The sequence below is a fragment of the Kineococcus aridisoli genome (assembly GCF_050871885.1).
Taxonomy (GTDB): domain Bacteria; phylum Actinomycetota; class Actinomycetes; order Actinomycetales; family Kineococcaceae; genus Kineococcus.
Genome location: NZ_JBJLSF010000072.1, coordinates 1 through 25,214, shown reverse-complemented (window position 1 = coordinate 25,214; position 25,214 = coordinate 1). Strand labels below are relative to the sequence as shown.

Sequence of the window (25,214 nt, the reverse complement as noted above, 5' to 3'; positions counted from 1 at the left end):
TCGGCTCTTCCTGGGGTGGGCGTCGAGGAGTCGCGGCGCGGCTGTGACACGCGGGTCACTGTGCCTGCTGTGGTGCTCTGCTGGCCGCGACTTCGCCGGCGACTGCCCCATGTGGGGGACTGGGGGGTCGAGGCGCCCGGGCTAGGACGACGACGCGGACGCGCGAGATGATCATGCTTCTGCGCGCACCGCGGGATGACCGTGAAGTTGCGGCCAGCACACGCGTGGATGCCGTCTTGTCTGAATGCGTCGCCCCGAGCTCGCCGAGGTTCACGTGTTGAGCGTGTCGGCGAAGAGGCTGAGGTCGTCCTCCTCCTGCACCGCCCACGCCTCCAACCCCCGTGCGGCCAGCACCGCCTCGATGAGCTCGACCGACCCCCCGATCAGCGTGGAGTCGAAGTCGATCTCGCTGGTCAGGCACCAGGAGCGGTCCGCCGGCCACAGCAGGTTTGGCGACTGCGGGTCGAACCAGTCGTCGGTGACCTGGTGCCCCATGGCCAGTGCCGCGCGTAGCGGCCCGGCAAAAAGCAGGTAGTCGCGTCCAGGCAGCGACAAGCGAGGCGCGGTCAAGGCCTGCTGCAGCTGGGGCGGCACCTGCGCCGGTTGTGGGGGCGGAGGTGGCGGCCCGCCCTCGCTGTCGGCGTGGGCGAAGACGAGGAAGGAGCTGGCGCCGGTCAGCCAGCCGTAGCCCTCCCACAGGGCGTGGTGGCACTCCTGCTCCCCGGTGAAGGGGGCCAGGACGTCCAGCAGTGAGCTCAACGCCGGCGGTTCCAGCGTCCCCTCCTGCACGGTCACCTCGTCCCACCGTCCTTCGGAGGACAGCGGCAGCTGCACACCAGGCGCGGGGGTCGTGATGGAACGCCACTGCATGAGGGCGTGCGGGGTGCGGCCGGTGCGTTCGCACACCTGCGTCCACGTCAGCATCGCGCTGTGCTCTGCCGGGTCGGCTGTGGGGTCGTTCGCGAAGTCGGCGGGGGGTGCGAAGAGGTCCACGGGGTGCAGGACGCGCGCGTAAGCCGCGAACCCGGTCGGCACGTTGCAGGCGACGGTGCTGCCGAAGCCGCGCAGCCGCTCAGCGATCCACTCCCCGGCCGTGGGAGCGAGGGCTGGGCGTAGTCCTTCCATGCTCATCAGCTGATCGTGGCGGTCCCGGTCGCTCCTGTCAGCAAGGTCGGTCATCGGCTACTTGTTCACTGGACCTACGGCATCGGCCCGGCCATGACCGCGACGTCCGGGCGTCGTCACGACCCGCGGGGCGGGTCCTGGGTCGTCCGCGCGGCGAGCGCGCCGAGGTGCTCGCGCAGGACCTGCACGGCCCAGCCGGTCGGGGCGTCCGGGGGCCGGCGCACCAGGTGCAGCGCCAGCCCGTCGAGCAGGGCGTGCAGGTGCGCGACCCGGTCCTCGGTGGCGTCCCCGGCGGGTTTCCCCGGGTCGCCGCCGGCGGGTCTGCCCGGGTCGCCGCCGGTGAGCGCCTGGACGACGTAGCGGCAGGCGAGGGCGACGTCCTCGTGCGCGGCGTCGGCGACGGGTCGCAGGTCGGCGTCGGCCAGGGCCGCGACGCCGAGCGCGATCTGGACCTCCGCCTCCAGGCGGCGCCCGGCGTCCAGGGGGAGCAGTTCGGCGAGGACGGTGCAGGCGGAGTCGACGCCGGTGACCTCGTCGAGGTCGGCCAGGCGGGCGGCGGCGCGGCGGCGCGCCAGGTCGAGGCAGTAGGCCAGCAGGGACGCCTGGGTGGGGAAGGCGCGGCGCAGCGAGGCGGTGGCGAGCCCGGCCTCGGCGGCGACGCTGCGCACGGAGACCCCGCGCACCCCGTCGCGGGCCGCCACCCGCCAGGCGGCCTCGGCGACCTCGACCTCCCGGGCGGCGTGGTCGATGAGCTTGGGCACCCGGGAACCCTACCTGGGAAGTAGCACGACCGTGCTAGCTTCTTTGCGAGCACAGTCGTGCTCACAAAGTCGTCGTCCCGAGGAGGACGCAGTGCTGCTGCTCATCGCCGGCTGCGAGGTCGGTTTCTGGGTGCTCGTCGGAGCGGGGCTGCTGGCCCGCTACCCGCTGCGCGCCCCGCGCGCCGGCGGTGCGCTGCTGGCCGCGGTGCCGCTGCTCGACCTGGTCCTGCTCGTGGCGACCGCCGCCCACCTGCGCTCGGGGGCCGAGGCCACCTGGGCGCACGGCCTGGCCGCGCTCTACCTCGGGCTCACGATCGCCTACGGCCGGCGCCTGGTGGCGTGGGCGGACGTCCGGTTCGCCTCCCGCTTCGCCGGCGGCCCGGCCCCCGTCCGCCTGCACGGGCGGGCGTACGCGCTGCGCTGCTGGGGCGACGTGCTGCGCACCCTGCTCGCGGCGCTGATCGCCGCCGGGCTGCTCGCCGGCGTGCAGCGCTGGGTCGACGACCCCGCCCGCACCGGCGCCCTCGACCAGTTCTTCCCGCTGCTGGGGATCGTCTGCGCGGTGGAGCTGCTCTGGGCGCTGTCGTACACGGTCTGGCCGAAGAACCCCCCGCGCACCGCCCCGCGCACCCCGCCGGCGGCGCCCGCCGGAGGGCGGCGGTGAGCCTGCGGCGGCGCACGGCGCTGCGCGTGCTGCTGACCCCGCCGGCCCTGCTCGCCGGAGGCGCGGCGGGGGAGCGCCTCGCCCGCTGGAGCGGGCGCCCGCCCGCACCGGCCGGCAGCCTGCGCGTCGACGTCGGCAGCGCGGTGCTGCACCTGGTGCGCCGCGGCGGAGGTGTCGGCCGCGGCGGAGGTGGTGCGGACGGCCCGGTCGTCGTCCTGGAGGCCGGCAGCGGGGAGACGAGCGCCTCCTTCGCGCGCGTCCTGCAGCGCTGGGACCTGCCGGCGCCCGTCGTCGCCTACGACCGCGCCGGCTACGGCCGCAGCACCGCCTCCGCGCTGGCGCGCACCGGCGCGAACGTCGTCGCCGAGCTGCGCGAGGCGCTGCGGCGCAGCGGTGCGGAACCCCCGTACGTCCTCGTCGGGCACTCGATGGGCGGGTTGTTCGTGCGGGAGTTCGCGGCCGCGCACCCGGCCGAGGTCGCCGGTCTCGTGCTCGTCGACGCCCGCCCCGAGGACGACGCCCGGCGCACGGCGGAGCTGCTGCGCACGGCCGGCCCGGCCGCGCAGCCCTCCTGGCGGCTGCTCGCGGCGCTCGCGGAGACCGGCGCGCTGCGGACGCTGGCGCCGGTGCTGCTCGGCGCGAGCGTGCCCGCGGACGCCCGGGCGGAGTTCCTGGACGTCACCGCCTCCCCGGCGTACTTCCGCGCCCGCGAGCAGGAGGCGGCGGCGATCGGCGCCACCGAGGACCGGGTGCGCGGGCAGTTCCTGGGCGACCTGCCCGTCGCGGTCGTCGCCCGGGGCGTGGCCCAGGACTACGCGGCGGCGGGGATCGACGCCGCCACCGGCCGGCGGCTGGAGGAGGTCTGGCAGGACGGGCAGCGGCGGTTGCTGGGGCTGTCGAGGCGCACCCGCTCCACCGTGGCCACCGGCAGCGGGCACCTCGTGCCGCGCGAGCGTCCCGACGCCGTGCTGGACGCCGTCCGCTGGGTGCTCGACGAGATCGGGCGGACCCCGGCCCCGTCCGCCCTCGCGGACCCGCCCCGGCGCTAGGTCCGGCCCGCCGCCCGGGTGTGCTCGAAGATCAGGCTGGTCTCGGTGAGGGCCACGTCCTGGTCGCGGTTGAGGTGCTCGGCGACGAAGTCGCGCAGCGCCGCGGTGCTCTCCACCGCCACGTGCAGCAGGTAGTCGTCGGCGCCGGCGACGAAGTACACGTCGAGCACCTCCGGCTGCCGGCGCATCCTGGCCACGAACGGGCCCATGCTGCCGCGGGCGTGCGCGGCCAGCTTCACCGCGATCATCGCCTCCAGGTCCAGGCCGAGCGCCGCCGGGTCGATGTCGGCGTGGAAGCCGCGGATCACCCCCGACTCGCGCAGGGCGCGCACCCGCAGCAGGCACGTCGAGGCGGCGATGCCGACCTGCTGCGCCAGTGCGGCGTTGGTGGTGCGGGCGTCCGCGGCCAGCACGCGCAGGATCGCGCGGTCGACCGGGTCGACCACGTGCCGCAGCTTCTTCGGCGGTGCCCCCGGAACGGCCGTCCGCGGCGAAGGATCTTCCACGAGGACCAGCCTCCCACGAATCTTCGACGGGTTCCTTGCCGCCGGGACAGCTCATCTTCACGCTGGAGCAGTCAGCCCGACGACGCGACCACGACGGCGTGGTCCACCGGCAGGAGGAGTCCCCCGTGCGCATCGGCGTTCCCCGTGAGGTCAAGAACCGCGAGCACCGCGTGGCGCTGACGCCCGCGGGTGTCCACGAACTCGTCGGCCGCGGCCACGAGGTCCTGCTCGAGGCCGGCGCCGGCGCCGGCAGCTCGCTGCCCGACGCCGAGTTCGAGGCGGCCGGCGCCAAGGTCGTCGCCGACGCCGACGAGGTGTGGGGCGCCGCCGAGCTGCTGCTGAAGGTCAAGGAACCGGTCGAGTCCGAGCACCACCGCCTGCGCCGGGGGCAGGTGCTGTTCACCTACCTGCACCTGGCCGCCTCGCGCACGTGCACCGACGCGCTGCTGGCCTCGGGGACCACCGCCATCGCCTACGAGACCGTCCAGCTGCCCGACCGCTCGCTGCCGCTGCTGGCGCCGATGAGCGAGGTCGCCGGCCGGCTCGCCCCGCAGGTCGGCGCCTACCACCTGATGAGCGCGAACTCCGCCGGCAGCGGGGGCCGCGGTGTCCTCATGGGCGGTGTCCCCGGCGTGCGCGGCGCCGACGTCGTCGTCATCGGCGCCGGGGTCTCCGGGCAGAACGCCGCGCAGATCGCGCTCGGCATGGGCGCCGAGGTGACTGTGCTGGACCTGTCGATCCCCAAGCTGCGCGCCGTCGACGCCCGCTTCGGCGGCGCCGTGCGCACGGTCACCTCCAACTCCTACGAGCTGCAGCGCGCCGTGGTGGCCGCCGACCTCGTCGTCGGCGCCGTCCTCGTCCCCGGCGCCAGGGCCCCGAAGCTGGTGAGCAACGAGCTCGTGGCGCGGATGCGCCCCGGGTCGGTGCTGGTCGACATCGCCATCGACCAGGGCGGCTGCTTCGCCGACTCCCGGCCCACCACCCACGACGACCCGACGTTCCCCGTGCACGGCTCGGTCTTCTACTGCGTCGCGAACATGCCCGGCGCGGTCCCGCACACCTCGACCTACGCGCTGACGAACGCGACCCTGCCCTACGTCGTCGCCCTCGCCGACCGCGGGTGGCGTTCCGCGCTGCGCGCCGACGAGGCGCTCGCGCACGGGCTGTCCACCCACGAGGGCCGGCTCACCAGTGCGGAAGTGGCTGCGGCGCACGGGATGCGGTCGGTCCCGGTGAGCGAGGTGCTAGCGGGCTGAGCGCCCACCGGGCGACGGGTGCCGACCGCCGCGGACATCAGCTGCGGCGCAGCCGGTACCAGTGCGGCGCGCTGCCCCGCAGGAGCAGCGGGAGGCCGCTCACGTCCGCGGCGGCGTCCTCGATCAGGTCCCAGCCGGGGTAGGCCGCGGCCAGGTCGGCGCGGTCGGCACCCCGTGGCAGCGGCCCGCGGTGCCCCGGCCGGAAGGCGAGCACCAGCATCGTCGCGCCCCTCGCCGCGCAGGCGGTGACGCACCGGCCCATCGCCGCCCGCTGGGCGTCCCGCAACCCGTGGAAGCAGCCGACGTCGAGGAAGAAGTCGACGTCGCCGCCGACCAGGTCGGGCCCCATCCTCGTCACGTCGGCCTGCACGACGCGGACGTCGACGCCGTGCGCGAGCGCCCGCGCCCGGGCCCGGCCCACCGCGACGCCGACCGCGTCGACGGCCGTCACCCGCCAGCCGCGCTCGGCGAGCGCCACCGCGTGCGCGCCGCTCCCGCAGCCGAGGTCGAGGGCAGGGCCGTAGGGGGCGCTGCGCTCGGCCTCCTCGCGGGCCAGCAGCGCGGCGGAGCGCTCGGCGCTCGCCGCGCCCGCGCGCTCCCAGGGGGTGAACCCGATGCGGTGGGCCACGGCGTAGACGACGCTCACGGCGGACCCCCGGCCGATCGGCCCGAGCCGTTCCCGGGCGGACGTCCGAACGCTCCTCCGGCAGCGGGGGAGCGTCAAGCGCCCGCCGGTGCCTCAGCCCTCGCGCAGCTCCGCGACCAGCGCGTCGACCACGCTCACCAGCGGCTGCTCCTCGCCGCGCCCGCAGGCCGCGCGGTAGGCGGCGCGCTGGCGCTGGTAGCTGGCGCCCCGGCGGGGGACCTCCGCCACGAGGGCGAGCTCCTCCTCGCAGTGCAGCTGCCGCGCGACGGGCTGCAACCGGGTCAGCCAGTCGTCGAGGTCGTCGGTGACCAGGCGCTCGGCGCCGGCGGCGTCGACGATGATCTCCGCGTCCAGCCCGTAGCGGGCGGCGCGCCACTTGTTCTCCTGCACGTGCCAGGGCGGCATCGTCGGCAGCTCCTCGCCGGCCTCCAGGCGCTGGTCGAGGTGCACGACGAGGCAGTGCACGAAGGCCGTCAGCGCCCGCAGCTCGCGCAGCGTCGGGGTGCCGTCGCAGACCCGGACCTCGATGGTGCCCAACCGCGGGGAGGGGCGGATGTCCCAGCGCACGTCCGACAACCCGTCGATGACCCCGGTGACGAACATGTCGTCGACGTAGTCCTCGAACTCGCTCCAGGCCCCGAACTGGAACGGCAGGCCGGCGGTGGGCAGCTGCTGGAACATCTGCGAGCGGTTGCTGGCGAACCCGGTGTCGAAACCCGTCCAGTACGGCGAGGACGCCGACAGCGCCTGCAGGTGCGGGTAGTGGTTCAGCAGCGAGTTCAGGATCGGCAGGACCTTGTGCACCGAGTCGATGCCGACGTGCACGTGCACGCCCCAGATGAGCATCTGCCGGCCCCACCACTGCGTGCGCTCCAGCAGCTCGGCGTAGCGGTCGTCGGCGGTCACCAGCTGCTTGTCCCACGTCGCGAACGGGTGGGTCCCCGCGCACATGAGGTCCAGGCCCATCGGGTCGGTGACCCGGCGCACCGCGGCGAGCGTGGACGTCAGGTCCTCGGTGGCCTCCGCGACGCTGCCGCAGACCCCGGTGACGACCTCCAGGGTGTTGCGCAGCAGCTCCTTGGTGATCCGCGGCCCGCCCGCCGACGCCTCGCGCTCGACGGCCTGCAGGACCTCCGTGGCCCGCGGGGCCAGGTCCCGGGTGCGGCGGTCGACGAGCGCCAGCTCCCACTCCACGCCCAGCGTGGGGCGTGGGGAGGCGTTGAAGTCGACGGTCCGGCGGCCCACCGCACGATCACACCACACCGGCACCCCTCTCGCCTCGCCGGCGGCTCGGGCCTACCGTCCGGGGCGTGAGCACACAGGAGCGGGAAGTGGACGTCGTCGTCATCGGCGCCGGAGCGGTCGGGGAGAACGTCGCGGACCGGGCCGGGCGCACCGGGCTCGAGGTCGTCGTCGTGGAGAGCGAGCTCGTGGGCGGGGAGTGCTCCTACTGGGCGTGCATGCCCAGCAAGGCGCTGCTGCGCTCCGGGCAGGCGCTGGCGGCGGCCCGGCGGCTGCCCGGGGCCGCCGAGGCCGTCACCGGCACCCTGGACGCGGGGAAGGTGCTGGCGCGCCGCACGAGCTTCACCAGCGACTGGGACGACGCGAGCCAGGCGCAGTGGCTGGAGTCCGCGGGCCTGGGCCTGGTGCGCGGCACCGCCCGCCTGGCCGGGCCCAAGCGCGTCGAGGTCGCCACCGCCGAGGGGACGACCACGCTGGTGGCCCGCCACGCCGTGGTGCTCTCCACCGGCTCCGAGCCGGTGCTGCCCGACGTGCCGGGGCTGGCGGAGGCGCAGCCGTGGACCAGCCGCGAGGCCACCAGCGCGAAGAGCGTGCCCGCCCGCCTGGCCGTGCTCGGCGGCGGGGTCGTCGGCGTGGAGCTGGCGCAGGCGTGGGCCCGGCTGGGCTCGCGGGTCACGCTGCTCGTGCGCGGCGCCCTGCTGCGCGGGCAGGAGGAGTTCGCGGGCGAGGTGGTGGCCGACGCGCTGCGCGCCGACGGCGTCGACGTGCGCTCCGGTGCCGAGCTGCGCTCGGTCTCGCGGGACGCGGAGGGGTTCCACCTCGTCCTGGGCGACGGCTCCACCCTCACCGCCGACGAGTTCCTCGTCGCCACCGGCCGCCGCCCCCGCACCGGCGGGATCGGGCTGGAGACCGTCGGCCTGGAGGACGGCGGCGCCCTGGAGGTCGACGACTCCGGCCTCGTCGCCGGGGTCGACGGCGCCTGGCTCTACGCCACCGGCGACGTCTCCGGGCGCGTCAAGCTCACCCACCAGGGCAAGTACGACGCCCGCGCGGCCGGGGACGCCATCGCCGCCCGCGCCGCCGGGACCCTGGAGGGCACCGCCCCCGCCTGGTCGCGCTGGGCGGGCACCGCGACCACCAGCGAGGTCGCCCAGGCGGTGCCGCAGGTCGTCTTCACCGACCCCGAGGTCGCCCAGGTCGGCCTGACCGCCGCCGTCGCGCGCGAGCGCGGGTTCGAGGTCCGCGTCGTCGACTACGAGATCGGGGACGTGGCCGGCGCCTCCCTGGTGGCCGACGGGTACACCGGCCGGGCCCGCATGGTCGTCGACGAGCGGCGCCGCGTCGTCCTCGGTGTCACCTTCGTGGGCCAGGACGTCGCCGAGCTGCTGCACGCGGCGACCATCGCGATCGTCGGCGAGGTGCCGATCGACCGGCTCTGGCACGCGGTGCCCAGCTACCCCACGATCAGCGAGGTGTGGCTGCGGCTGCTGGAGGCCTACGGGCTCTGAGCCCCGGCCCGCGCCGCCCCCGCCCGCACCGCGCCTCGCGGGGCGGCGCGTCAGTCGTGGACGGTCAGCAGGTGCTGCAGCAGCTCGGCCTGCAGCTGCGGGTCCCACGGGCGCGGCACCCCGTCGAGGCTGCGCACCGGCGCGCACTGCCGGCCGCTGGAGACCAGCCACACGACCTCGGCGCCGGCGAGCTCGTCCAGCCGCAGCCGGGTGACCTCGGCGCGCTCGCCGCGCTGCGCGGCCAGGCGGAAGGCGCGGCCCTGGGTGGTGCCGTCCAGCAGCCCCAGCTCCGGCGGGGTGGTGGCCCAGCGGTCGGCGAACTTGGCCAGGACCGTCGAGTTCGGCCCCTCCAGCACGTCGCCGTCGGAGGAGACGAACAGGACGTCGTGGGCGCCGCGGGCGCGGGCGTGGCGCAGCGAGGCCGTGTTGAGGGCGTACGAGAGCGTCTTCGCGCCCTGCAGCAGCCACGGCGCGCGGGTGGTGACGTCGCTGGGGTAGGCGCGCTCCAGGACGAGCACGTCGATGCCCTCGCGGCGCTCGCGGGAGTAGTCGGCGGCGGGGAAGGCGTGGACCCAGCCGGTGGGCACGCCGGTGCCCTCCACGCCCCGGGTGAGGACCAGCTTGACCAGGACCTCGGGCAGCGGGTCGTGCTCGGCGGCCGCGCGCCGCACCGCCTCCGCCCAGGCGTCCAGGTCGGGGGCCGGCAGCTCCAGCATCGCCGCCGAGCGCGCGAAGCGCTCCAGGTGGTGGCGCAGGCTCTGCACGTTCCCGCCGACCACGCCGATCGACTCGAAGACCCCGTCGCCGCGGGTGGCGCCCAGGTCGTCGACGCGCAGCTGCGGCGCGGCGGGGTCGGCGGGCGCGAAGCGCGTCGCGCCGCCCTCGGTGGACATCGTCAGGAGCACGGGACCGCTGGGCACGCGGCCATCCTGCCCGCACGCCGGCGAGGACTCAGCCCCAGCCCCGCACCAGGGCGACGAAGGCGCGGGCCGCCGGGCTGAGCGCGGGACCGGGCCGCCGGACGACCTGCACCCGGCCGCGCAGCGCGGGGCGCACGACGCGCAGCGCGCGCGGTGCGTCCGGCGCGTCCAGGCCCGCCGCGGACGAGGCCGGCAGCAGCGGCTGGGCGACCAGCTCGGCCGGCGCCACGGTGCGCCGGCGGGCCCACGGGTGACCGGGCGCCCTGCTCGCCCCCGACGTGCCGTTCCGCGGGCCCGGCGGGTCCGCCGACGGGCGGCAGGAGCGCGTGGCCGGGCTGCCGGGCTGAGCGCTCAGAACTCCAGGGGTCCGTCGTCGAAGGTGCGCAGGTCCAGCCCGCCGAGGGTGCGGACGTGGCCGGAGTAGACGGCGCGGCCGGGGGCGGCGAGCAGGCCGTCGTGGACGGCGAAACCCGTCGGCGCGGCGACGGCGCGCACGAAGTCGACGGTCTCCCGGCTCGCCGCCCACGGCGCGCTGAGCGGTACGGCCAGCACGTCGACGCCCTCGGGCACCGCGCCGTAGGAGTCGCCGGGGTGGAACAGCGTCGGCTCGCCCTCGGCGCGCAGCAGCAGCCCGACGTTGCCGATGCGCGGGACGTCGGCGTGGATGAGGGCGTGCTCGCCGCCGGCGCCGGTGACGCTCGCACCGGCGAACCGGACGCTCTCGCCCGGGTGCAGCGCCAGCGCCTCGATGCCCGAGGCGCGCAGCTGGGAGGCCGTCTCCGGCTCGGCGTGCAGCACCGTGCGGTCGTCGGCCTCCAGCAGCAGCGGCAGCCGCTCCACGTCGACGTGGTCGGGGTGCGCGTGGGTGATCAGCACCGCGTCGAGGTCCACCAGCTCCTCGAAGCCGTGGCTGAGGGTGCCCGGGTCGATGAGGACGCGGGCGCCGCCCGTCTCCACCAGCAGGCAGGAGTGGCCGAAGTGCGTGACGCGCATGGTCGCCGAATATATCCGCGGGGTTACGTGCAGGAAACCTGACGTCCCTAGCGTTGGCGCAGCGCCGCCGGCCAGGCCGCGCCCCGACGACCGCAGGAGCTGCCATGACCGAGGTGACCCGGGCCGCGGTGGAGACCGCCGCCCGACCGAACGCGGCGGGGGAGGGGGAGGTCAAGGCCGGCTACGACCCCGCCCTGACGAACTCCGACCTGGCGCCGCTGAAGCGGCAGCGCTGGGGCTCCTACAACTTCTTCGCCTTCTGGATGTCCGACGTGCACAGCGTCGGCGGGTACGTGACGGCCGGGAGCCTGTTCGCCCTGGGGCTGGCCGCCTGGCAGGTGCTCGTCGCCCTCGTGGTGGGCATCGTCATCGTGTACTTCCTGTGCAACCTCGTCGCCCGGCCCAGCCAGGCCACCGGGGTGCCCTACCCCGTCGTCTCCCGGGTCGCCTTCGGCGTCGTGGGGGCCAACGTGCCGGCCGTCGTCCGCGGTCTCATCGCCGTCGCCTGGTACGGCATCCAGACCTACCTCGCCTCCAACGCCCTGGTGCTGCTGGCGCTGAAGCTGCAGCCGTCGTGGGCCCCGTACGCGCAGGTCGAGCAGCACGGGTTCGCGGGGCTGAGCACCCTGGGCTGGGCCGGTTTCGCCACGATGTGGGTGCTGCAGGCGCTGGTGTTCTGGCGCGGCATGGAGGCCATCCGCAGGTTCATCGACTTCTGCGGCCCCGCCGTCTACGTCGTGATGTTCGTGCTCGCCGCCTACCTGGTGGTGCAGGCCGGCCCGTCGAACGTGTCGCTGAACCTCGGCGGCATCGAGCACACCGGGCTGGGCGCGCTGGGCGTCATGGTGAGCGCGGTCGCCCTCGTGGTCTCCTACTTCTCCGGTCCGATGCTCAACTACGGCGACTTCGCCCGCTACGGGCGCACGATGGCCGCGGTGAAGAAGGGCAACTTCCTCGGCCTGCCGGTGAACTTCCTCCTCTTCGCGGTGCTCTGCGTCGTCACCGCCTCGGCCACCGTCCCGGTGTACGGGCAGCTCATCACCGACCCCGTCGAGACCGTCTACCGCATCGACAGCGTCACCGCGGCCGTCATCGGCTGCCTCACGTTCGTCATCGCCACGATCGGCATCAACATCGTCGCGAACTTCGTCTCCCCGGCGTTCGACTTCTCCCACGTCTCGCCGCAGCGCATCAGCTGGCGGACGGGCGGGATGATCGCCGCGGTCGGCTCGGTGCTCATCACCCCGTGGAACCTCTACAACTCCCCGGAGACCATCCACTACACGCTCGACACGCTCGGCGCGTTCATCGGCCCGCTGTACGGCGTCCTCATCGCCGACTACTACCTGGTCAAGAAGCGCCAGATCCGGGTCGACGACCTCTTCACCAAGAGCGCGACCGGCGCCTACCACTACGTCAAGGGCTGGAACCCGATCGCGATCGCCGCGACCGCGGTCGGGGCCCTGGCCGCCCTCGTGGTCGTGTTCTTCACCAACCCCACCGCCGCCTCGTTCAGCTGGTTCATCGGCGCGGGGACCGCCTTCGCCCTCTACCTGGCGCTGAAGAACTCCATCCCCGCGCCGGCTCCCGCGCCCGAGGCGCGCCCCTGATGGGCGTCACGGTCCTCGTCGTCAACGTCAACACCTCCGCGGCGGTCACCGACGTGATCCGGCGGTCGGCGGCGGCGGCGGTGTCACCGACGACGCGGGTCGTGGCGCTCACCCCGCGCTTCGGCCCGGCCTCGGTCGAGTCGAACTACGAGAGCTACCTGTCCGCCGTGGGGGTGCTGGACGCCGTGCAGCACCACCCCGGGCCCTTCGACGCGGTCGTGCACGCGGGTTTCGGCGAGGTCGGCCGGGAGGCGCTGCAGGACGTCCTGGACGTGCCCGTGGTGGACATCACCGAGGCCGCGGCGCACACGGCCTGCCTGCTCGGGCGCACCTACGGCATCGTCACCTCGCTGGACCGGGCGGCTCCCGCCATCGGCGACCGGCTGCTGCTGGCGGGCCTGGCCGGCCGCTGCAGCGGGGTCCGCAGCGTCGACCTGCCCGTGCTCGCCCTGGAGGCCGACCCGGAGGTCACCGCGAAGGCGTTCGTGGAGCAGGCCCGCCGCTGCGTGGAGGAGGACGGTGCCGAGGTCGTCTGCCTGGGTTGCGCCGGGATGTCCGGGGTGCACGAGGCCGTCGCGCAGGCCCTGGACGTCCCCGTCGTCGACGGGGTCGCGGCCGCGGCGCGGCTCGCGGAGTCGCTGGTGGGGCTGGGGCTGTCCACCTCCAAGGTGCGCAGCTACGCTCCGCCGCGAGCCGGGGACGTGCGGGGATGGCCCTTGCGCGCGGGCTCGGGAGGGCGGTCCTCGGGTGGTGCCCACGGGTAGGCCGGTGCTGGCGGCGATCCGCCGCGACATCGTCGAGGGCGTCCGCCCACCGGGTTCGGCCCTGGAGGTGGACGTCCTCGCCGCCGCGCACGACGTCAGCCGCATCCCCGTGCGCGAGGCGCTCATGACCCTCGTCGGCGAGGGGCTCGTCGAGCACCAGCCGCGCCGCGGGTACACCGTCACCCGCCTCGCCGACGGCGAGCTCGCGCAGCTGTTCGCGGTGCGCGGCAGCCTGGAGCTGGCCGCGCTCGCGGTGGCCGTCCGCCTCGGCGGCCCCGACGACCTCGCCCGCGCCCGCGCCGCGCACGAGGCGCTGCGCCGTGCCGTCGAGGTCGCCGACGAGCGCGAGTACCACCGCCAGAGCCGCGCCTTCCACGCCGCGCTCACCCGGCCGTCGGCGATGCCCCGGCTGCTCGGAGTCTTCGAGCGGGTGTGGGACCTCACCGACCCGTACCGGCCGATGGAGGACCTCGGCCCGGCGGAGGCGGCGCGGCTGCACGCCGAGCACGAGGACATGCTGGAGGCGTTCGCGGCCGGGGACGTGCAGCGGCTGCTGGCCACGGCCGCCGCGCACCAGGAGAGCCTGTCCGCGCGGGTGCGCACGCGCGACTTCCCCGCACCCCCGGCCGCCGCGCCCGTGCGGCGCGCGCGGCACCGCACGGCGGGCGCGGCCTGGTCGGAGGAGGAGGTCTGAGGGGCGCGGTGCGGGGTTCGGTGGAGGGTTCGGTGGAGGGTTCGGTGGAGGGTTCGGTGCACGTCGTGGTGGAGGGTCCGGTGCGCAGTTCGGTGGAGGTTCCGGTGGACCTGGTGGTGCGCGCGCGGCGCGCGGTCGTGGGCGGTGCGCAGCGCGCGGTCTCGGTGGGGGTGCGCGACGGCCTGGTGGCCGGGGTCGAGGAGTTCGGCCACGACTGGGGAGCCACCCGTGAAGTGGTGCTCGCCGACGACGAGGTCCTGCTGCCGGGGCTGGTGGACAGCCACGTCCACGTCAACGAGCCCGGCCGCACCGCGTGGGAGGGCTTCGCCTCGGCGACCCGGGCCGCCGCCGCCGGCGGCGTCACGACCATCGTCGACATGCCGCTCAACAGCGTCCCGGCGACGCTGGACCCGGCGGCGCTGGAGGTCAAGCGCGCCGCCGCGCAGGGCCAGTGCGTGGTCGACGTCGGGTTCTGGGGCGGGGCCGTCCCCGGCAACGCCGACCAGCTCGCCCCGCTGCACGCGGCGGGGGCTTTCGGGGTCAAGTGCTTCCTGCTGGACTCGGGCGTCGAGGAGTTCCCGCCGCTGGACGCCGCCGGCCTGGCCGAGGCGCTCGCCGAGCTGGCCCGCATCGACGGGCTGATGCTCGTGCACGCCGAGGACCCCGAGGAGATCGGCGCGCACGCGCACCCGGGCGGCCCGCGGTTCGCCGACTTCGTCGGCTCCCGCCCGGCCAGCGCGGAGTCGGTCGCCGTGCGCACCCTGGCGGAGGCCGCCGCGCGCGCCGGGGCGCGCGCCCACGTCGTGCACCTGTCCTCCGCGGCGGGTCTGGCGGAGGTCCGCGCGGCCAAGGCCGTCGGCACCCGGATCAGCGTCGAGACGTGCCCGCACTACCTGACCCTGAGCGCCGAGGAGGTGCCCGACGGGGCGACGGCGTTCAAGTGCTGCCCCCCGATCCGCGACCGCGCCGAGCAGGACGCGCTGTGGCGGGGGCTGCTCGACGGCACGATCGACTGCGTCGTCTCCGACCACTCGCCGTGCACCGCGGACCTGAAGCTGCTGGAGGCCGGCGACTTCGGCGCCGCCTGGGGCGGGATCGCCTCGCTGCAGATCGGCCTTCCGGTCGTGTGGACGGCCGCCCGCGAGCGCGGTGTCCCGCTGGAGCAGGTGGTGGGCTGGATGTCGTCGGCGCCGGCGGACCTCGTGGGCCTGGCCGACCGCGGGCGCATCGCGGCCGGCTGCGTGGCCGACTTCGCGGTGTTCGCCCCCGAGCAGGAGCAGGTGGTGCGCGGCGCGCAGCTGCAGCACAAGAACGCGGTGACCCCCTACGAGGGGCGGGTGCTGCGCGGGGTGGTGCGCTCGACGTGGCGCCGGGGGGAACCCCTCGACCTCGGCGCCGCCCCCCGCGGGGAGCTGCTGCGCGCCCGCCGGTAGGGCCTCAGGCGGCCGGGGCGCCGCGCAGGTCGGCCCAGACCGTCTTGCCCCGGCCCTCCACGGTGACGCCCCAGGCGGCGCTGACGGCCTCCACGATGGCCAGCCCGCGCCCACCGAGCGCCTCGTCGTCGGCCCGGCGCTCGCGGGGGTGGCGGGTGGAGGCGTCGCGCACGCTGAGGGTCAGCACCCGGCCGGCCGGCTCGAAGCGCAGCGAGACCCCGGTGGCGGACTCGGTGTGCACGAGGGCGTTGGTGACGAGCTCGCTGAGGACCAGCTCGGCCTCGTCGAGCAGGTCCCCGGCGTCCCAGGCGCTCAGGGCGGCCGCGAGGAAGGTGCGCGCCTGGGCGACGGCGCGCAGGTCCGAGGCCAGCGGCAGGACCGCCTCCTCGACGCGGGTGCTGGGGCCCTCGTAGGCGAGCACGAGCATCGCGGCGTCGTCGTCGAGGCGGTGCGGGATGCCGGCCATGATGCGGGAGGCGAGTTCCTCGGCGTCGGCGCCCGAGGCGGCCAGGACGTTGCGCCGCAGCGCCTGCGGCCCGCTGTCCAGCTGGTCCGAGCGCGACTCCACGACCCCGTCGGTGTAGAGCACCACCCGGCAGTCCCCGTCCAGGCGGTAGGCCTGCACGGGGTAGCTCGCCGCGTGCACCACGCCCAGCGGGGGCCCGGGCTCGACCGACAGCTCCGTCAGCTCGTGCCCGCGGACCACCAGCGGCGGCGGGTGCCCGGCGCTGGCGACGGTGACGGTCCCCGACTCCTGGTCCAGGCGCACCAGGCAGCAGGTGGCGAACAGCTCGTCGGTCTGGTCCACGAGCAGGCGGTTCGTGCGCTCCAGCGCGGCACCGGGGCCGTGCCCCTCGCTGACGTAGGCGCGGACGGCGGTGCGCAGCTGGCCCATGAGGCCGGCGGCCGTGGTGTTGTGCCCCTGGACGTCGCCGATGACGAACACCACGCCGTCGTCGACCTCCAGGGCGTCGTACCAGTCGCCGCCCACCTCGGCGCCCACGACGGCGGGCTGGTAGCGCACGGCGACGCGGACCCGTTCCAGCACGGGCAGGCGCTGCGGCAGCAGCCCGCGCTGCAGCGTGCGGGCGAGGTCGGTGAGGGCGGCGACCGAGGTGGCCAGGCTCTCGCGCGCCGCGCGCTCGGCGTCCAGCAGCTGGGCGCGCTCCAGGGCGAGCGAGACCTGCGCGGCGACGCTGGCGAGCAGGTGCACCTCCTCCTCGCGGTCGCCGGGCAGGAGCCAGTTGGCCGCGAGCGCGCCGACGACCCGGCCGCTGCGCTCGACGAGGGGGACGGCCAGCCCCGAGCGCTCCTCGGCGTCGGGGACGCCGTGCTCGCGCAGGTACCGGGCGATCTGCCCCGGCCCGGCGACGACCGGCCGCGCGGTGTGCACGGCCTCGGTGACCGGGTTGTCGGTGCCGAGGGGCATGGTCCCGTCGCTGGCGGCGTGCTCGGCCGAGACCGCCGGGTGGCCGTGGCGCACGAGGACGCCGCGGGAGTCGTCGCGCAGGTACAGGGCCGCCGACGTGCAGCCCATCGCCTCGGCCACCCGGCGCGGCACCGCACCGGTGATGTCGGCGGTCGTCGCGCTGGTGGAGAGCAGGGCGGTGACGGACTGCAGCAGCCCGGTGCGCGCGGCCGCGGCCTCGGCGGCCGCCCCGCGCTCCTCGGCCAGCTCCCGCGCGGCCAGCTGCTCGCCGAGCAGCAGGGCGTTGTCGATGGTGATCGCGGCGGCGCGGGCGGCGGCCACGGCTGTCGCCTCGGCCTCGGCGTCGAAGCGGCCGGGGGCGGAGTGGCCGAAGAGCATCGCGCCGATGACGTGCCCCCCGTCGTCGACGGCGGTCACGGGCACGGCCAGGTAGCTGCGCACCTGCCGGTGGGTGCCCGGCAGCCCGCCGGTGGAGCCGCGGCCGAAGCGGGGGTCCAGGTGCACGTCGTCGATGCGCACCGGGTCGGCGCCCTCGAAGGTCGGGGCGAACAGCGCGGTGTGCCGGACGGGCTCGGCCCCCGGGAACTGCTCGACGCCCGCACCGGCCAGCGTCAGCAGGTCCAGCCGGTCCCCGTCGACGTCGCGGTCGTGGTAGAAGAACGCGCCGAACTCGGCGCCGGTGGCCTCGGTGGTGGCGGCCGTCGCGGCGTGCAGGACGCTGCGCAGGTCGCGGCCGTCCCGCAGCGAGAGGTGCGTGATCGCCAGCAGCGGCTGGGTCCTCCGATCGTCGACCACTCTGCGAGGTTATGCCATGACGGAGGGTGATCGCCCCGCGTGCGCGGGTACGTCGCCCTCAGACCTCCTGCGCACCGGGCCGGCCGTCCTCGACGACGAACGTGCGCCACGTGCTCGTGGGGGCGTCCGGCGTCGAGACGGTCGGTGTCATCCGCAGCTCCGTGCGCCACTCCCGCGGGGTGACCGTGCAGCGCACGTACCCGCGGCGGTCGCCGTCGAAGAACCGGACGTGCGGGTTGTAGCCGATCATCGGGCCGTAGTACGGGCCGTAGACCTCGCCGTCGCCGTTGGAGGAGATCGAGGTCCCGACGAACTCGGTGGCCAGCAGCGGGGAGTCGGGGCGGTCCGGGACCACGTGCACGTCGTTGACGAACGTGGAGTGCCAGTCGCCCGTGATGAACACCGGGTTGCTCGCCCGCGAGGCCAGCAGCGAGTCCGTCAGCCGCTGCCGCGCCGCGGGGTAGCCGTCCCACGCGTCGTGCCAGACGACGTCGCCGGTCGGGCCGTCGTGGTCCAGGCGCGCGTACATGACGTCGTTGCCGAGCACGTTCCAGCGCGCGGAGCTGCCGCGCAGCCGCCGGTCCAGCCACGCCTCCTGCTCGCGCCCCAGCAGCGTCGCCGCCGGCTCGGCCACCTCCGGGCCCTCGCCCCACGAGCCGGCCGGCACGCTGCGGTACTGCCGGCCGTCCAGCAGGTTCAGCGACAGCAGCGTCCCCACGTCGAAACCCCGGTGCAGCCGCAGCCCGCCGTCCGGCTGCGGGATCGAGCGCCGCCGCAGCGGCTGGTGCTCGTAGTACGCCTGGTAGGCCGCGGCCCGCACGGCCGTGAGGTCGGCCACGTGCTCGGAACGGGTGCCGGCGTAGTCGTTGACGACCTCGTGGTCGTCCCACGTCACCACGAACGGGTGGCGCGCGTGGGCGGCCTGCAGCTGCGCGTCGCCCTTGTAGAGCGCGTAGCGGTAGCGCCACTCCTGCAGCGTCTGCGGCGCCGCGCGGGCCGGCTCGGGCACGGGGGAGCGGCGGTACCCGCCGTCGGCGGCCACCGCCCCCTCGTAGACGTAGTCGCCCAGGTGCACGACGAGGTCGAGGTCCTGCTCGGCGATGTCGGCGAACGAGGGGTAGTAGCCGCTGGCCCAGTCCTGGCAGGAGACGAACGCGAACGACGTGGAGCGCGGGCACGCGCCCGGCGCGGGCAGCGTGCGGGTGCGGCCCACCGCCGAGACCGCCCCGCGGTGGCGGAACTGGTAGTGGTACTCGCGGTCGGGGCGCAGCCCGGCCACCTCCACGTGCACGCTGTGCGCGAGCTCCGGCGCGGCCAGCGCCTGCCCGTGGGCCACCTGCCGGCGCATCCCCTCGTCCTCGCACACCCGCCACTGCACGTGCACCGGCCTGCCGCGCATGCCGCCGTCGGGGGTGAACGGCTCGGGCGCCAGCCGCGTCCACAGCACGAAGCCGTCGGGGGAGGGGTCGCCGGAGGCGATGCCCAGGGTGAAGGGGTCGGAGTCCCCGCGCACCCGCCCCGCGGCGGGGGCGGCGGACGCGCCGAGGTCGGCGGCGGCGGCGAGCCCCGCCACGGCACCGGTCGCGGCGAGGAAGCGGCGGCGGTCGGTCGTCGCGGACAGTCGGGTCATGCCCGAGGGTCTAGCGGTGCCGCGCGACCGCCGCGTGGCCACCTGGTGTCCACCGGGCGAAGCCGCCGCGCGCGTGCCCGGTGCGCGCCTCAGCGCTCCGGCGCCTCCGGCCGCTGCCCGCGCGCCAGCAGCGCCAGGTGCAGCGCCAGCCGCGTCTCCGGGTCGTCCAGGTCGCGCCCCAGCCGGCGCGCCAGCCGCTCCACGCGCCCGTAGGCGGCCGGGCGCGACAGGTGCAGGCGGGCGGCGAGCCTGGTCATCGACCCGCCGGCGGCCAGGTGGTGGGCGAGCAGCTCCAGGTCGGCGCGCCCGCCGTCGGGGGCCTGCAGCAGCGGCAGCAGCTGCGCCTCGGCGAACTCGGCCAGCCGGGCGTCGTCGCGCAGGTGCCACAGCAGCCCGCGCACGCCCAGGTCGCCCGTGCGGTGGACCGCGCCCGGCACCCGCCCCGGCAGCGCGGCCGCCACCTGCGCCACGTGCCGCGCCTCGGCGAAGCCCTCCGCCGCCTCGGCCAGCCGGCTCACCACCGGCCCCGCCGCCAGCGTCGCCCCCGGCGGCAGCGCCCGGGCCAGCCGCGGCAGCACCTGCCCGGCCAGGCGGTCGGCGGGGGCGCTGAGCAGCGCCCCCACCAGCCGCCCGCCCAGCGGAGCGCTGATGCCGACCTCCTGCGCGCCCGCCAGCACCGAGGCCACGAGGGTCCGGTCCGCGTCCGCGGCCACGTGCACGACGACGGCGACCAGGCTCCCGCGCAGCGGCAGCCCCAGCGCCCGGGCGCGGCTGCGCAGCTCCGCCTCGTCGACGCCGCGCGCGCGCAGCAGGTCGCGCAGCAGGTCGTCGTGGGCCTGCTGCACCAGCCGCTCGGCCGGGTCGGCGCCGTCGGCGGCCAGCAGCCGGGCCACCGTCAGCGTCTCCGCGGCGCGCTCGAGCACGAGCGCGACGTCGGCGACCTCGGCGCGCTCGGGCAGCACCAGGCGCCCCCAGCGGTCGCCGACGGCCCCCACCGGCGTCACCACCCACCCCTCCGGCCCGCCCGCCGCCGTCGCGGTCGCGGGCGGCACCCGCCGCGAGCGCGCCGACCAGTCGCGCAGCACGTCGGCGGCGGCCGCGCCGGCCGCGGCGTGCGCGAGCGCGCGGTGGGCGAGGTCCTCCAGCACGACCGGGCGCGCCAGCAGCCGCGCGGCCCGCGCGAGCACCTCGTCCGCGGGCACGCCCGTGGTGCCCAGCGCCGCGAACGTCGCGTGCACGCGCTCGGCGAAGCGCAGCCGGGCGTACTGCTCGTGCAGGATCCGGGCGTGGACCTGCTCGGTGACGTCCACGAAGCGCACCGTCCGCGACAGCTCCACGAGCGGGAAGCGGGCCGCGCGGGCCGCCCGCACCAGCTCCTCGGGCAGCGCCGCCACGTGCTGGCCGAGCTCGACGACCAGGCCGACGGCACCCGCCTCGGCGAGCGCGGCCACGTAGCCGGTGGTGTCCACCCGCGGGTCCAGCAGGCCCATGCCGGTGGACAGCACCAGCTCACCGCCGCCGAGGGTGCCCGCCAGCTGCGTCTGCTCGCTGACGTGGACCCAGCGCACCGGTGCCGCCAGCCCCTCCTCGCCCGCGCGCAGGCGGGGCGCGCCCGCGGCCAGGACGGGCAGCGCGAGCACGTCCTCGACGGTCAGCGGCACCCGCCGAGGGTAGTGCGACGGAACGTCGGCGCGGAGCGCGCGGGCGCGACGCTTCGTCGCTGCCGCCCGGCGCCGGCGGCGCGCACAGTGGGAGGGGCGGGACCTCCCCGCCCACCGTGCGAGGCGAGGAGCGGCATGACCGTCACCGACCAGTCCGTCCAGGGCCGCAGCGGCTCCGACCTGACGAGCGCGGCCCGCGACCACCTGTGGATGCACTTCGCCCGCATGGGCGCCTACCAGGACACCCCGGCGCCCGTCATCGTCAAGGGCGAGGGCGCGCACCTGTGGGACGACACCGGGCGCAGGGTCCTCGACGGGCTGTCCGGGCTCTTCGTCGTCCAGGTCGGGCACGGGCGCGCCGAGCTCGCCGAGGTGATGGCCAAGCAGGCCGAGCAGCTGGCGTTCTTCCCGGTGTGGGGCTACGCCACCGAGCCCGCGATCCAGCTCGCCGAGCGCGTGGCCTCCTACGCCCCGGGGGACCTGAACCGGGTGTTCTTCACCACCGGCGGCGGCGAGGCCGTCGAGAGCGCCTGGAAGGTCGCCAAGCAGTACTTCAAGCTCACCGGCAGGCCGCTGAAGCACAAGGTGATCTCCCGCGCGACCGCCTACCACGGCACTCCGCAGGGCGCGCTGGCCATCACGGGCCTGCCCGCCATGAAGCAGGCCTTCGAGCCGCTGACGCCCGGCGGCTTCCGCGTGCCCAACACCAACATCTACCGCGCCGAGCGCATGGGCGCCCCCACCGACCCCGTCGAGTTCGGCCGCTGGGCCGCCGACCGCATCGAGGAGGCCATCCTCTTCGAGGGCGCCGAGACCGTCGCGGCCGTCGTGCTGGAGCCGGTGCAGAACTCCGGCGGCTGCTTCACCCCGCCGCCGGGCTACTTCCAGCGCGTGCGCGAGATCTGCGACCGCCACGACGTGCTGCTGGTCTCCGACGAGGTCATCTGCGGCTTCGGCCGCCACGGCACGATGTTCGCCTGCGAGAAGTTCGGCTACCAGCCCGACATCATCACCTGCGCCAAGGGGATGAGCTCCGGCTACGGGCCGATCGGCGCGATGATCGCCAGCGACCGGATCATGGAACCGTTCCTGGAGGGGAAGAACTTCTTCCCGCACGGCTACACCTTCGGCGGCCACCCCGTCTCGGCGGCGGTGTCCCTGGCCAACCTCGACATCTTCGAGCGCGAGGGGCTCAACCAGCACGTGCTCGACAACGAGGCCGCGCTGGGCGCCACGCTGCGCAAGCTGCTCGACCTCGACATCGTCGGCGACGTGCGCGGTGACGGGTACTTCTGGGCCGTCGAGCTCGTCAAGGACAAGGCGACGAAGGAGACGTTCGGCCCGGCCGAGCGCGAGACGCTCATCAAGCAGTTCCTGCCCACGGCGCTGTTCCGCAACGGCCTGTACGCCCGTCCCGACGACCGCGGCGAGCCCGTCATCCAGGTCGCGCCCGCCCTGACGAGCGGTCAGGCCGAGTTCGACGAGATGGAGCAGGTGCTGCGCCGGACGCTGCTGCAGGCCAGCGCCCTGGTCTGAGCCGCGGTGACGCCCGGCGACGGCCGCTGGGCCACCGGAGGACCCCGCGGGCTCAAGTGGGTCGGCCGGGCGCCGATGGGTCGGTGCGGTCACCGCGGCCGCACCGACCCGAGGAGTGTCCGGATGTCCCAGGCGTCCGCAGGCGGCCGTCGCCGCTTCGCCGACCGGTCCGTGGCGACCAAGCTCGCCACGCTCGTGGCCGCGTCGTCGGTCATGGCGGGGGCGCTGCTCGCCGTCGGGCTCACCGGTGCCTCCGAGGTCAACGGGCGCGCACGGGCCATCTACACCGAGGAGCTGCTGCCCGCCGGTGACCTCGCCGGCATCCGCGCCAGCGCCGTCCAGGCCCAGCGCGACCTGGCCAACCTCGCCCTCGCCCAGGACGACACCGCCCGCGCCGACCTCACCGCCCGCCTGACCGCCGAGGACGAGGCCCTCGACGGCCTCGTCGCCTCGTACTCCGGTGCCGTGACCACCACGGCCCAGCGCACGCAGCTGCGGGAGTTCACGACGTGGTGGGACGCCTACCGCGCCACCCGCGACAACTTCCTGCTGCCGCTGGCCACCTCCGGCGACGCCGCGGACCGCGCGAAGTTCCAGACCCTCTACCTCGGCAACGTCGCGATCCTGGCCGACCACGCCACCGACGCCCTGGACGCCCTGGACGCCACCAGCGACGCCAACGCCGCGGCCTCGCTGGCCGCCGCCTCCGACAGCTGGACGCGCGCCCGCCTCACCTCGATCGTCGTCGCGCTCGTCGGCCTGGTGGTCACCGCGCTGCTGGCCGTCTGGACGACCCGCCTCGTCGTGCGCCCGCTGCGCCGCGTCGTCGACGTCCTGCACCGCGTCGCCGACGGCGACCTCACCGCGACCGCCGACGTGCGCCAGCGCGACGAGGTCGGCCAGATGGCCCAGGCCCTGGCGAGCGCCACGGACAGCATGCGCAGCACCGTCTCCGGCCTGCACACCGAGGCCGCCGCCCTCGCCGGGGCCGCCGAGCTGCTGCGCGGCAACACCCGCGTCATCGCCGGCGGCGCCGAGGACGTCTCCCAGCGCGCCGCGCAGGTCGCTCAGGCGGCCGGCGAGGTGAGCGCCCACATCGGCGGGGCCGCCGCCGGTGCCGAGGAGATGGGCGTGTCCATCCAGGAGATCTCCACCAACGCCGCCCGCGCGGCCCAGGTGGCCGGTGACGCCGTGCGCATCGCCTCCGAGACCGGCGGGACGATGGCCCAGCTGGGCCGCTCCTCCTCCGAGATCGGCGAGGTCGTCAAGACGATCACCTCCATCGCCGAGCAGACCAACCTGCTGGCCCTCAACGCCACCATCGAGGCCGCCCGCGCCGGCGAGATGGGCAAGGGCTTCGCCGTCGTCGCCGGGGAGGTCAAGGAGCTCGCGGGCCAGACCGCCCGCGCCACCGAGGACATCTCCCAGCGCATCGAGGCCATCCAGCGCGACGTCGACAACGCCGTGGGCGCGATCAGCAGCATCGGTGCGGTCGTCTCCGAGATCAGCGACTACCAGGGCACCATCGCCGCCGCCGTCGAGGAGCAGGCCGCCACCACGCAGGAGATGGGCCGCAGCGTCGCCGACGCCGCCGGCGGCGCCGGGCAGATCGCCTCCACCGTCGAGACCGTCGCCTCGGCCGCCCGGGCCACCGGTGCGGGGGCCGCCGACTCCGACCGCGCCGTCAGCGAGCTGGCGGACATGGCGGCGCGCATGCGCACCGCGGTCTCCCGCTTCACGTACTGACCCGCCCGCCGGACCCGCCGCGAGCCCGCCCGACGACCGCTCGACCGACCGCCCGACCGAGCCCGACCACCAGAACCCGGAGCCTGTCACGATGAGCCGAACCACCCGCCGCGCGGCGACCCTGTTCGCCGGTGCCGCGGTGCTCGCCGGTGCCCTCGCGGGCTGCGGCGGCGACGCCACCACCTCGCCGGCGGCCGCGGCGGACGGGCCGCACGTCGCGTTCCTCGTGCCCTCGACCTCGCTGCGCTCGATGGCCTACGACGTGCCGAACTTCTCCGTCGAGCTGACCCGGCAGTGCCCCACCTGCGTCGTCGACGTGCAGACCGCCGACGACCAGGCCACCCAGAACAGCCAGGCGCAGCAGGCCATCGCCGACGGCGCGCAGGCCCTGGTCGTCGTCGCCATCGACGGCGCGCAGGCCGCTCCGCTGGCGGAGGCGGCCGACGCGGCCGACGTGCCCGTCGTCGCCTACGACCGCCTGGTCAAGGACGCCCCCGTCGACTACTACGTCTCCTTCGACGGCGGCGCGGTCGGCGAGCTCGGCGGGCAGGCGATCCTCGACGCGGTCGGCACCGACACCGCGGGCGGGGCGATCGTCATGCTGCAGGGCGACCCGGCCGACAACAACGCCGGGCTGTTCGCGGCCGGGGCGCACTCCGTCCTCGACGGGAAGGTCGACATCGCCACCGAGCGCTACGTCACCGGCTGGAGCGCCGACGAGGCCGCGGTGCAGATGCGCGAGGCCCTCGGCGACCTGGGCGGGCGCCGGCTGCTCGGCGTCTACACCGCCTACGACGGCCTGGCCGCCGGTGCGCTGCAGGCGCTGACCGAGGCCGGGATCAGCGGGGTCCCGATCACCGGGCAGGACGCTGAGACCGCTGCGCTGCAGCGCATCCTGGCCGGCACCCAGACCATGACGGTCTACAAGGACCTGCCCGGGCAGGCCCGCACGACCGCCGGCCTGGTCGCCGCCGTGCTCGCCGGCGAGGAGCCGGAGACCACCGGGACGACCGACAACGGCGCCGGTGCGGTGCCGACGGTGCTGCTGCAGCCGCAGGCGGTGGGCAAGTCGCAGATCGCCGGCGAGGTGCTCGCCGACGGCTACACGACCGTCGACGCGCTGTGCGCCGGCGCCGCCAGCCGGCTGTGCGCGGACGCGGGGATCTCCGCGAGCTGACCCCGCGGCCCGCACCCGGCCCCGCGCGCGGCAGCGCCCGGTCCCCGCAGCAGAACCTGCGGGGACCGG

Annotated in this window: 22 protein-coding genes; 11 read left to right on the top strand and 11 right to left on the bottom strand. The window is 75.8% G+C overall.

Annotated elements, in window-relative coordinates; all coding sequences use genetic code 11:
* Positions 1-270 precede the first annotated feature (270 nt).
* Both ACRYM2_RS17335 and ACRYM2_RS17330 read right to left on the bottom strand, forming a co-directional pair.
* The gene (locus ACRYM2_RS17335; protein ID WP_432523681.1) at positions 271-1,131 is read right to left on the bottom strand and encodes a hypothetical protein; all 861 of its coding nucleotides are present in this window, start codon (positions 1,129-1,131) and stop codon (positions 271-273) included.
* Between the two features lie 110 nt (positions 1,132-1,241).
* Positions 1,242-1,886: a TetR/AcrR family transcriptional regulator gene (locus tag ACRYM2_RS17330; RefSeq protein ID WP_432523680.1), complete on the bottom strand. Its 645-nt coding sequence runs from the start codon at positions 1,884-1,886 to the stop codon at positions 1,242-1,244.
* A 91-nt stretch (positions 1,887-1,977) separates the two neighbouring features.
* On the opposite strand from ACRYM2_RS17330, the gene ACRYM2_RS17325 reads away from it, so the two are divergent.
* On the top strand, positions 1,978-2,550 hold the full coding sequence (locus tag ACRYM2_RS17325; RefSeq protein WP_432523679.1) for a hypothetical protein: 573 nt from the start codon (positions 1,978-1,980) through the stop codon (positions 2,548-2,550).
* Positions 2,547-3,599 (top strand): alpha/beta fold hydrolase, encoded by a 1,053-nt coding sequence (locus ACRYM2_RS17320; RefSeq protein ID WP_432523678.1) that lies wholly within the window; start codon positions 2,547-2,549, stop codon positions 3,597-3,599. The genes ACRYM2_RS17325 and ACRYM2_RS17320 overlap by 4 nt, the downstream gene beginning before the upstream one ends.
* On the opposite strand, the gene ACRYM2_RS17315 is transcribed toward ACRYM2_RS17320, so the two are convergent.
* On the bottom strand, positions 3,596-4,105 hold the full coding sequence (locus tag ACRYM2_RS17315; RefSeq protein WP_432523677.1) for an Lrp/AsnC family transcriptional regulator: 510 nt from the start codon (positions 4,103-4,105) through the stop codon (positions 3,596-3,598). The genes ACRYM2_RS17320 and ACRYM2_RS17315 overlap by 4 nt on opposite strands.
* 125 nt (positions 4,106-4,230) lie before the next feature.
* Between ACRYM2_RS17315 and ald the strand changes: the two genes are divergently transcribed.
* Positions 4,231-5,361 carry an alanine dehydrogenase gene (gene ald / locus ACRYM2_RS17310; protein WP_432523683.1) on the top strand — a complete coding sequence of 377 codons (1,131 nt, stop codon included), beginning with the start codon at positions 4,231-4,233 and terminating at the stop codon, positions 5,359-5,361.
* 37 nt (positions 5,362-5,398) lie between these two features.
* Here the strand turns inward: ald and ACRYM2_RS17305 are convergent, their stop codons facing one another.
* Positions 5,399-6,007 carry a class I SAM-dependent methyltransferase gene (locus ACRYM2_RS17305; RefSeq protein ID WP_432523676.1) on the bottom strand — a complete coding sequence of 203 codons (609 nt, stop codon included), beginning with the start codon at positions 6,005-6,007 and terminating at the stop codon, positions 5,399-5,401.
* 93 nt (positions 6,008-6,100) lie between these two features.
* The gene (locus ACRYM2_RS17300; protein ID WP_432523675.1) at positions 6,101-7,252 is read right to left on the bottom strand and encodes a glutamate--cysteine ligase; all 1,152 of its coding nucleotides are present in this window, start codon (positions 7,250-7,252) and stop codon (positions 6,101-6,103) included.
* Positions 7,253-7,317: 65 nt separating this feature from the next.
* Here ACRYM2_RS17300 and ACRYM2_RS17295 point away from each other — a divergent pair, with 65 nt between their 5' ends.
* Positions 7,318-8,757, top strand: coding sequence for a dihydrolipoyl dehydrogenase family protein (locus ACRYM2_RS17295; protein ID WP_432523674.1), 1,440 nt, complete (start codon positions 7,318-7,320; stop codon positions 8,755-8,757).
* A 50-nt stretch (positions 8,758-8,807) separates the two neighbouring features.
* Here ACRYM2_RS17295 and ACRYM2_RS17290 read toward each other — a convergent pair whose 3' ends face one another.
* The 3 genes from ACRYM2_RS17290 to ACRYM2_RS17280 form a co-directional block, all read right to left on the bottom strand.
* Complete coding sequence (locus tag ACRYM2_RS17290; protein ID WP_432523673.1) at positions 8,808-9,677, bottom strand: aminodeoxychorismate lyase; 870 nt, start codon at positions 9,675-9,677, stop codon at positions 8,808-8,810.
* 31 nt (positions 9,678-9,708) lie between these two features.
* The gene (locus tag ACRYM2_RS17285) at positions 9,709-9,906 is read right to left on the bottom strand and encodes a type 2 periplasmic-binding domain-containing protein (RefSeq protein ID WP_432523672.1); all 198 of its coding nucleotides are present in this window, start codon (positions 9,904-9,906) and stop codon (positions 9,709-9,711) included.
* A 122-nt stretch (positions 9,907-10,028) separates the two neighbouring features.
* Positions 10,029-10,670, bottom strand: a complete 642-nt coding sequence (locus ACRYM2_RS17280) for an MBL fold metallo-hydrolase (protein WP_432523671.1) — start codon at positions 10,668-10,670, stop codon at positions 10,029-10,031.
* A gap of 104 nt (positions 10,671-10,774) precedes the next feature.
* On the opposite strand from ACRYM2_RS17280, the gene ACRYM2_RS17275 reads away from it, so the two are divergent.
* From ACRYM2_RS17275 to allB, 4 genes are all read left to right on the top strand, one after another.
* The gene (locus ACRYM2_RS17275; RefSeq protein ID WP_432523670.1) at positions 10,775-12,280 is read left to right on the top strand and encodes an NCS1 family nucleobase:cation symporter-1; all 1,506 of its coding nucleotides are present in this window, start codon (positions 10,775-10,777) and stop codon (positions 12,278-12,280) included.
* Positions 12,280-13,044: an aspartate/glutamate racemase family protein gene (locus ACRYM2_RS17270; protein WP_432523669.1), complete on the top strand. Its 765-nt coding sequence runs from the start codon at positions 12,280-12,282 to the stop codon at positions 13,042-13,044. The genes ACRYM2_RS17275 and ACRYM2_RS17270 overlap by 1 nt, the downstream gene beginning before the upstream one ends.
* The gene (locus ACRYM2_RS17265) at positions 13,031-13,738 is read left to right on the top strand and encodes a GntR family transcriptional regulator (protein WP_432523668.1); all 708 of its coding nucleotides are present in this window, start codon (positions 13,031-13,033) and stop codon (positions 13,736-13,738) included. The genes ACRYM2_RS17270 and ACRYM2_RS17265 overlap by 14 nt, the downstream gene beginning before the upstream one ends.
* Before the next feature lie 104 nt (positions 13,739-13,842).
* Positions 13,843-15,171: an allantoinase AllB gene (gene allB, locus ACRYM2_RS17260; protein ID WP_432523682.1), complete on the top strand. Its 1,329-nt coding sequence runs from the start codon at positions 13,843-13,845 to the stop codon at positions 15,169-15,171.
* A gap of 4 nt (positions 15,172-15,175) precedes the next feature.
* Here the strand turns inward: allB and ACRYM2_RS17255 are convergent, their stop codons facing one another.
* From ACRYM2_RS17255 to ACRYM2_RS17245, 3 genes are all read right to left on the bottom strand, one after another.
* Positions 15,176-17,395, bottom strand: a complete 2,220-nt coding sequence (locus ACRYM2_RS17255; RefSeq protein WP_432523667.1) for an ATP-binding SpoIIE family protein phosphatase — start codon at positions 17,393-17,395, stop codon at positions 15,176-15,178.
* A gap of 58 nt (positions 17,396-17,453) precedes the next feature.
* On the bottom strand, positions 17,454-19,025 hold the full coding sequence (locus ACRYM2_RS17250; RefSeq protein WP_432523666.1) for an alkaline phosphatase D family protein: 1,572 nt from the start codon (positions 19,023-19,025) through the stop codon (positions 17,454-17,456).
* An 89-nt stretch (positions 19,026-19,114) separates the two neighbouring features.
* The gene (locus ACRYM2_RS17245) at positions 19,115-20,686 is read right to left on the bottom strand and encodes a PucR family transcriptional regulator (RefSeq protein WP_432523665.1); all 1,572 of its coding nucleotides are present in this window, start codon (positions 20,684-20,686) and stop codon (positions 19,115-19,117) included.
* 135 nt (positions 20,687-20,821) lie between these two features.
* On the opposite strand from ACRYM2_RS17245, the gene ACRYM2_RS17240 reads away from it, so the two are divergent.
* From ACRYM2_RS17240 to ACRYM2_RS17230, 3 genes are all read left to right on the top strand, one after another.
* Positions 20,822-22,222, top strand: coding sequence for an aspartate aminotransferase family protein (locus tag ACRYM2_RS17240; RefSeq protein WP_432523664.1), 1,401 nt, complete (start codon positions 20,822-20,824; stop codon positions 22,220-22,222).
* A gap of 123 nt (positions 22,223-22,345) precedes the next feature.
* On the top strand, positions 22,346-23,968 hold the full coding sequence (locus tag ACRYM2_RS17235; RefSeq protein ID WP_432523663.1) for a methyl-accepting chemotaxis protein: 1,623 nt from the start codon (positions 22,346-22,348) through the stop codon (positions 23,966-23,968).
* Between the two features lie 91 nt (positions 23,969-24,059).
* Complete coding sequence (locus ACRYM2_RS17230; protein WP_432523662.1) at positions 24,060-25,145, top strand: sugar ABC transporter substrate-binding protein; 1,086 nt, start codon at positions 24,060-24,062, stop codon at positions 25,143-25,145.
* Positions 25,146-25,214: the final 69 nt, after the last annotated feature.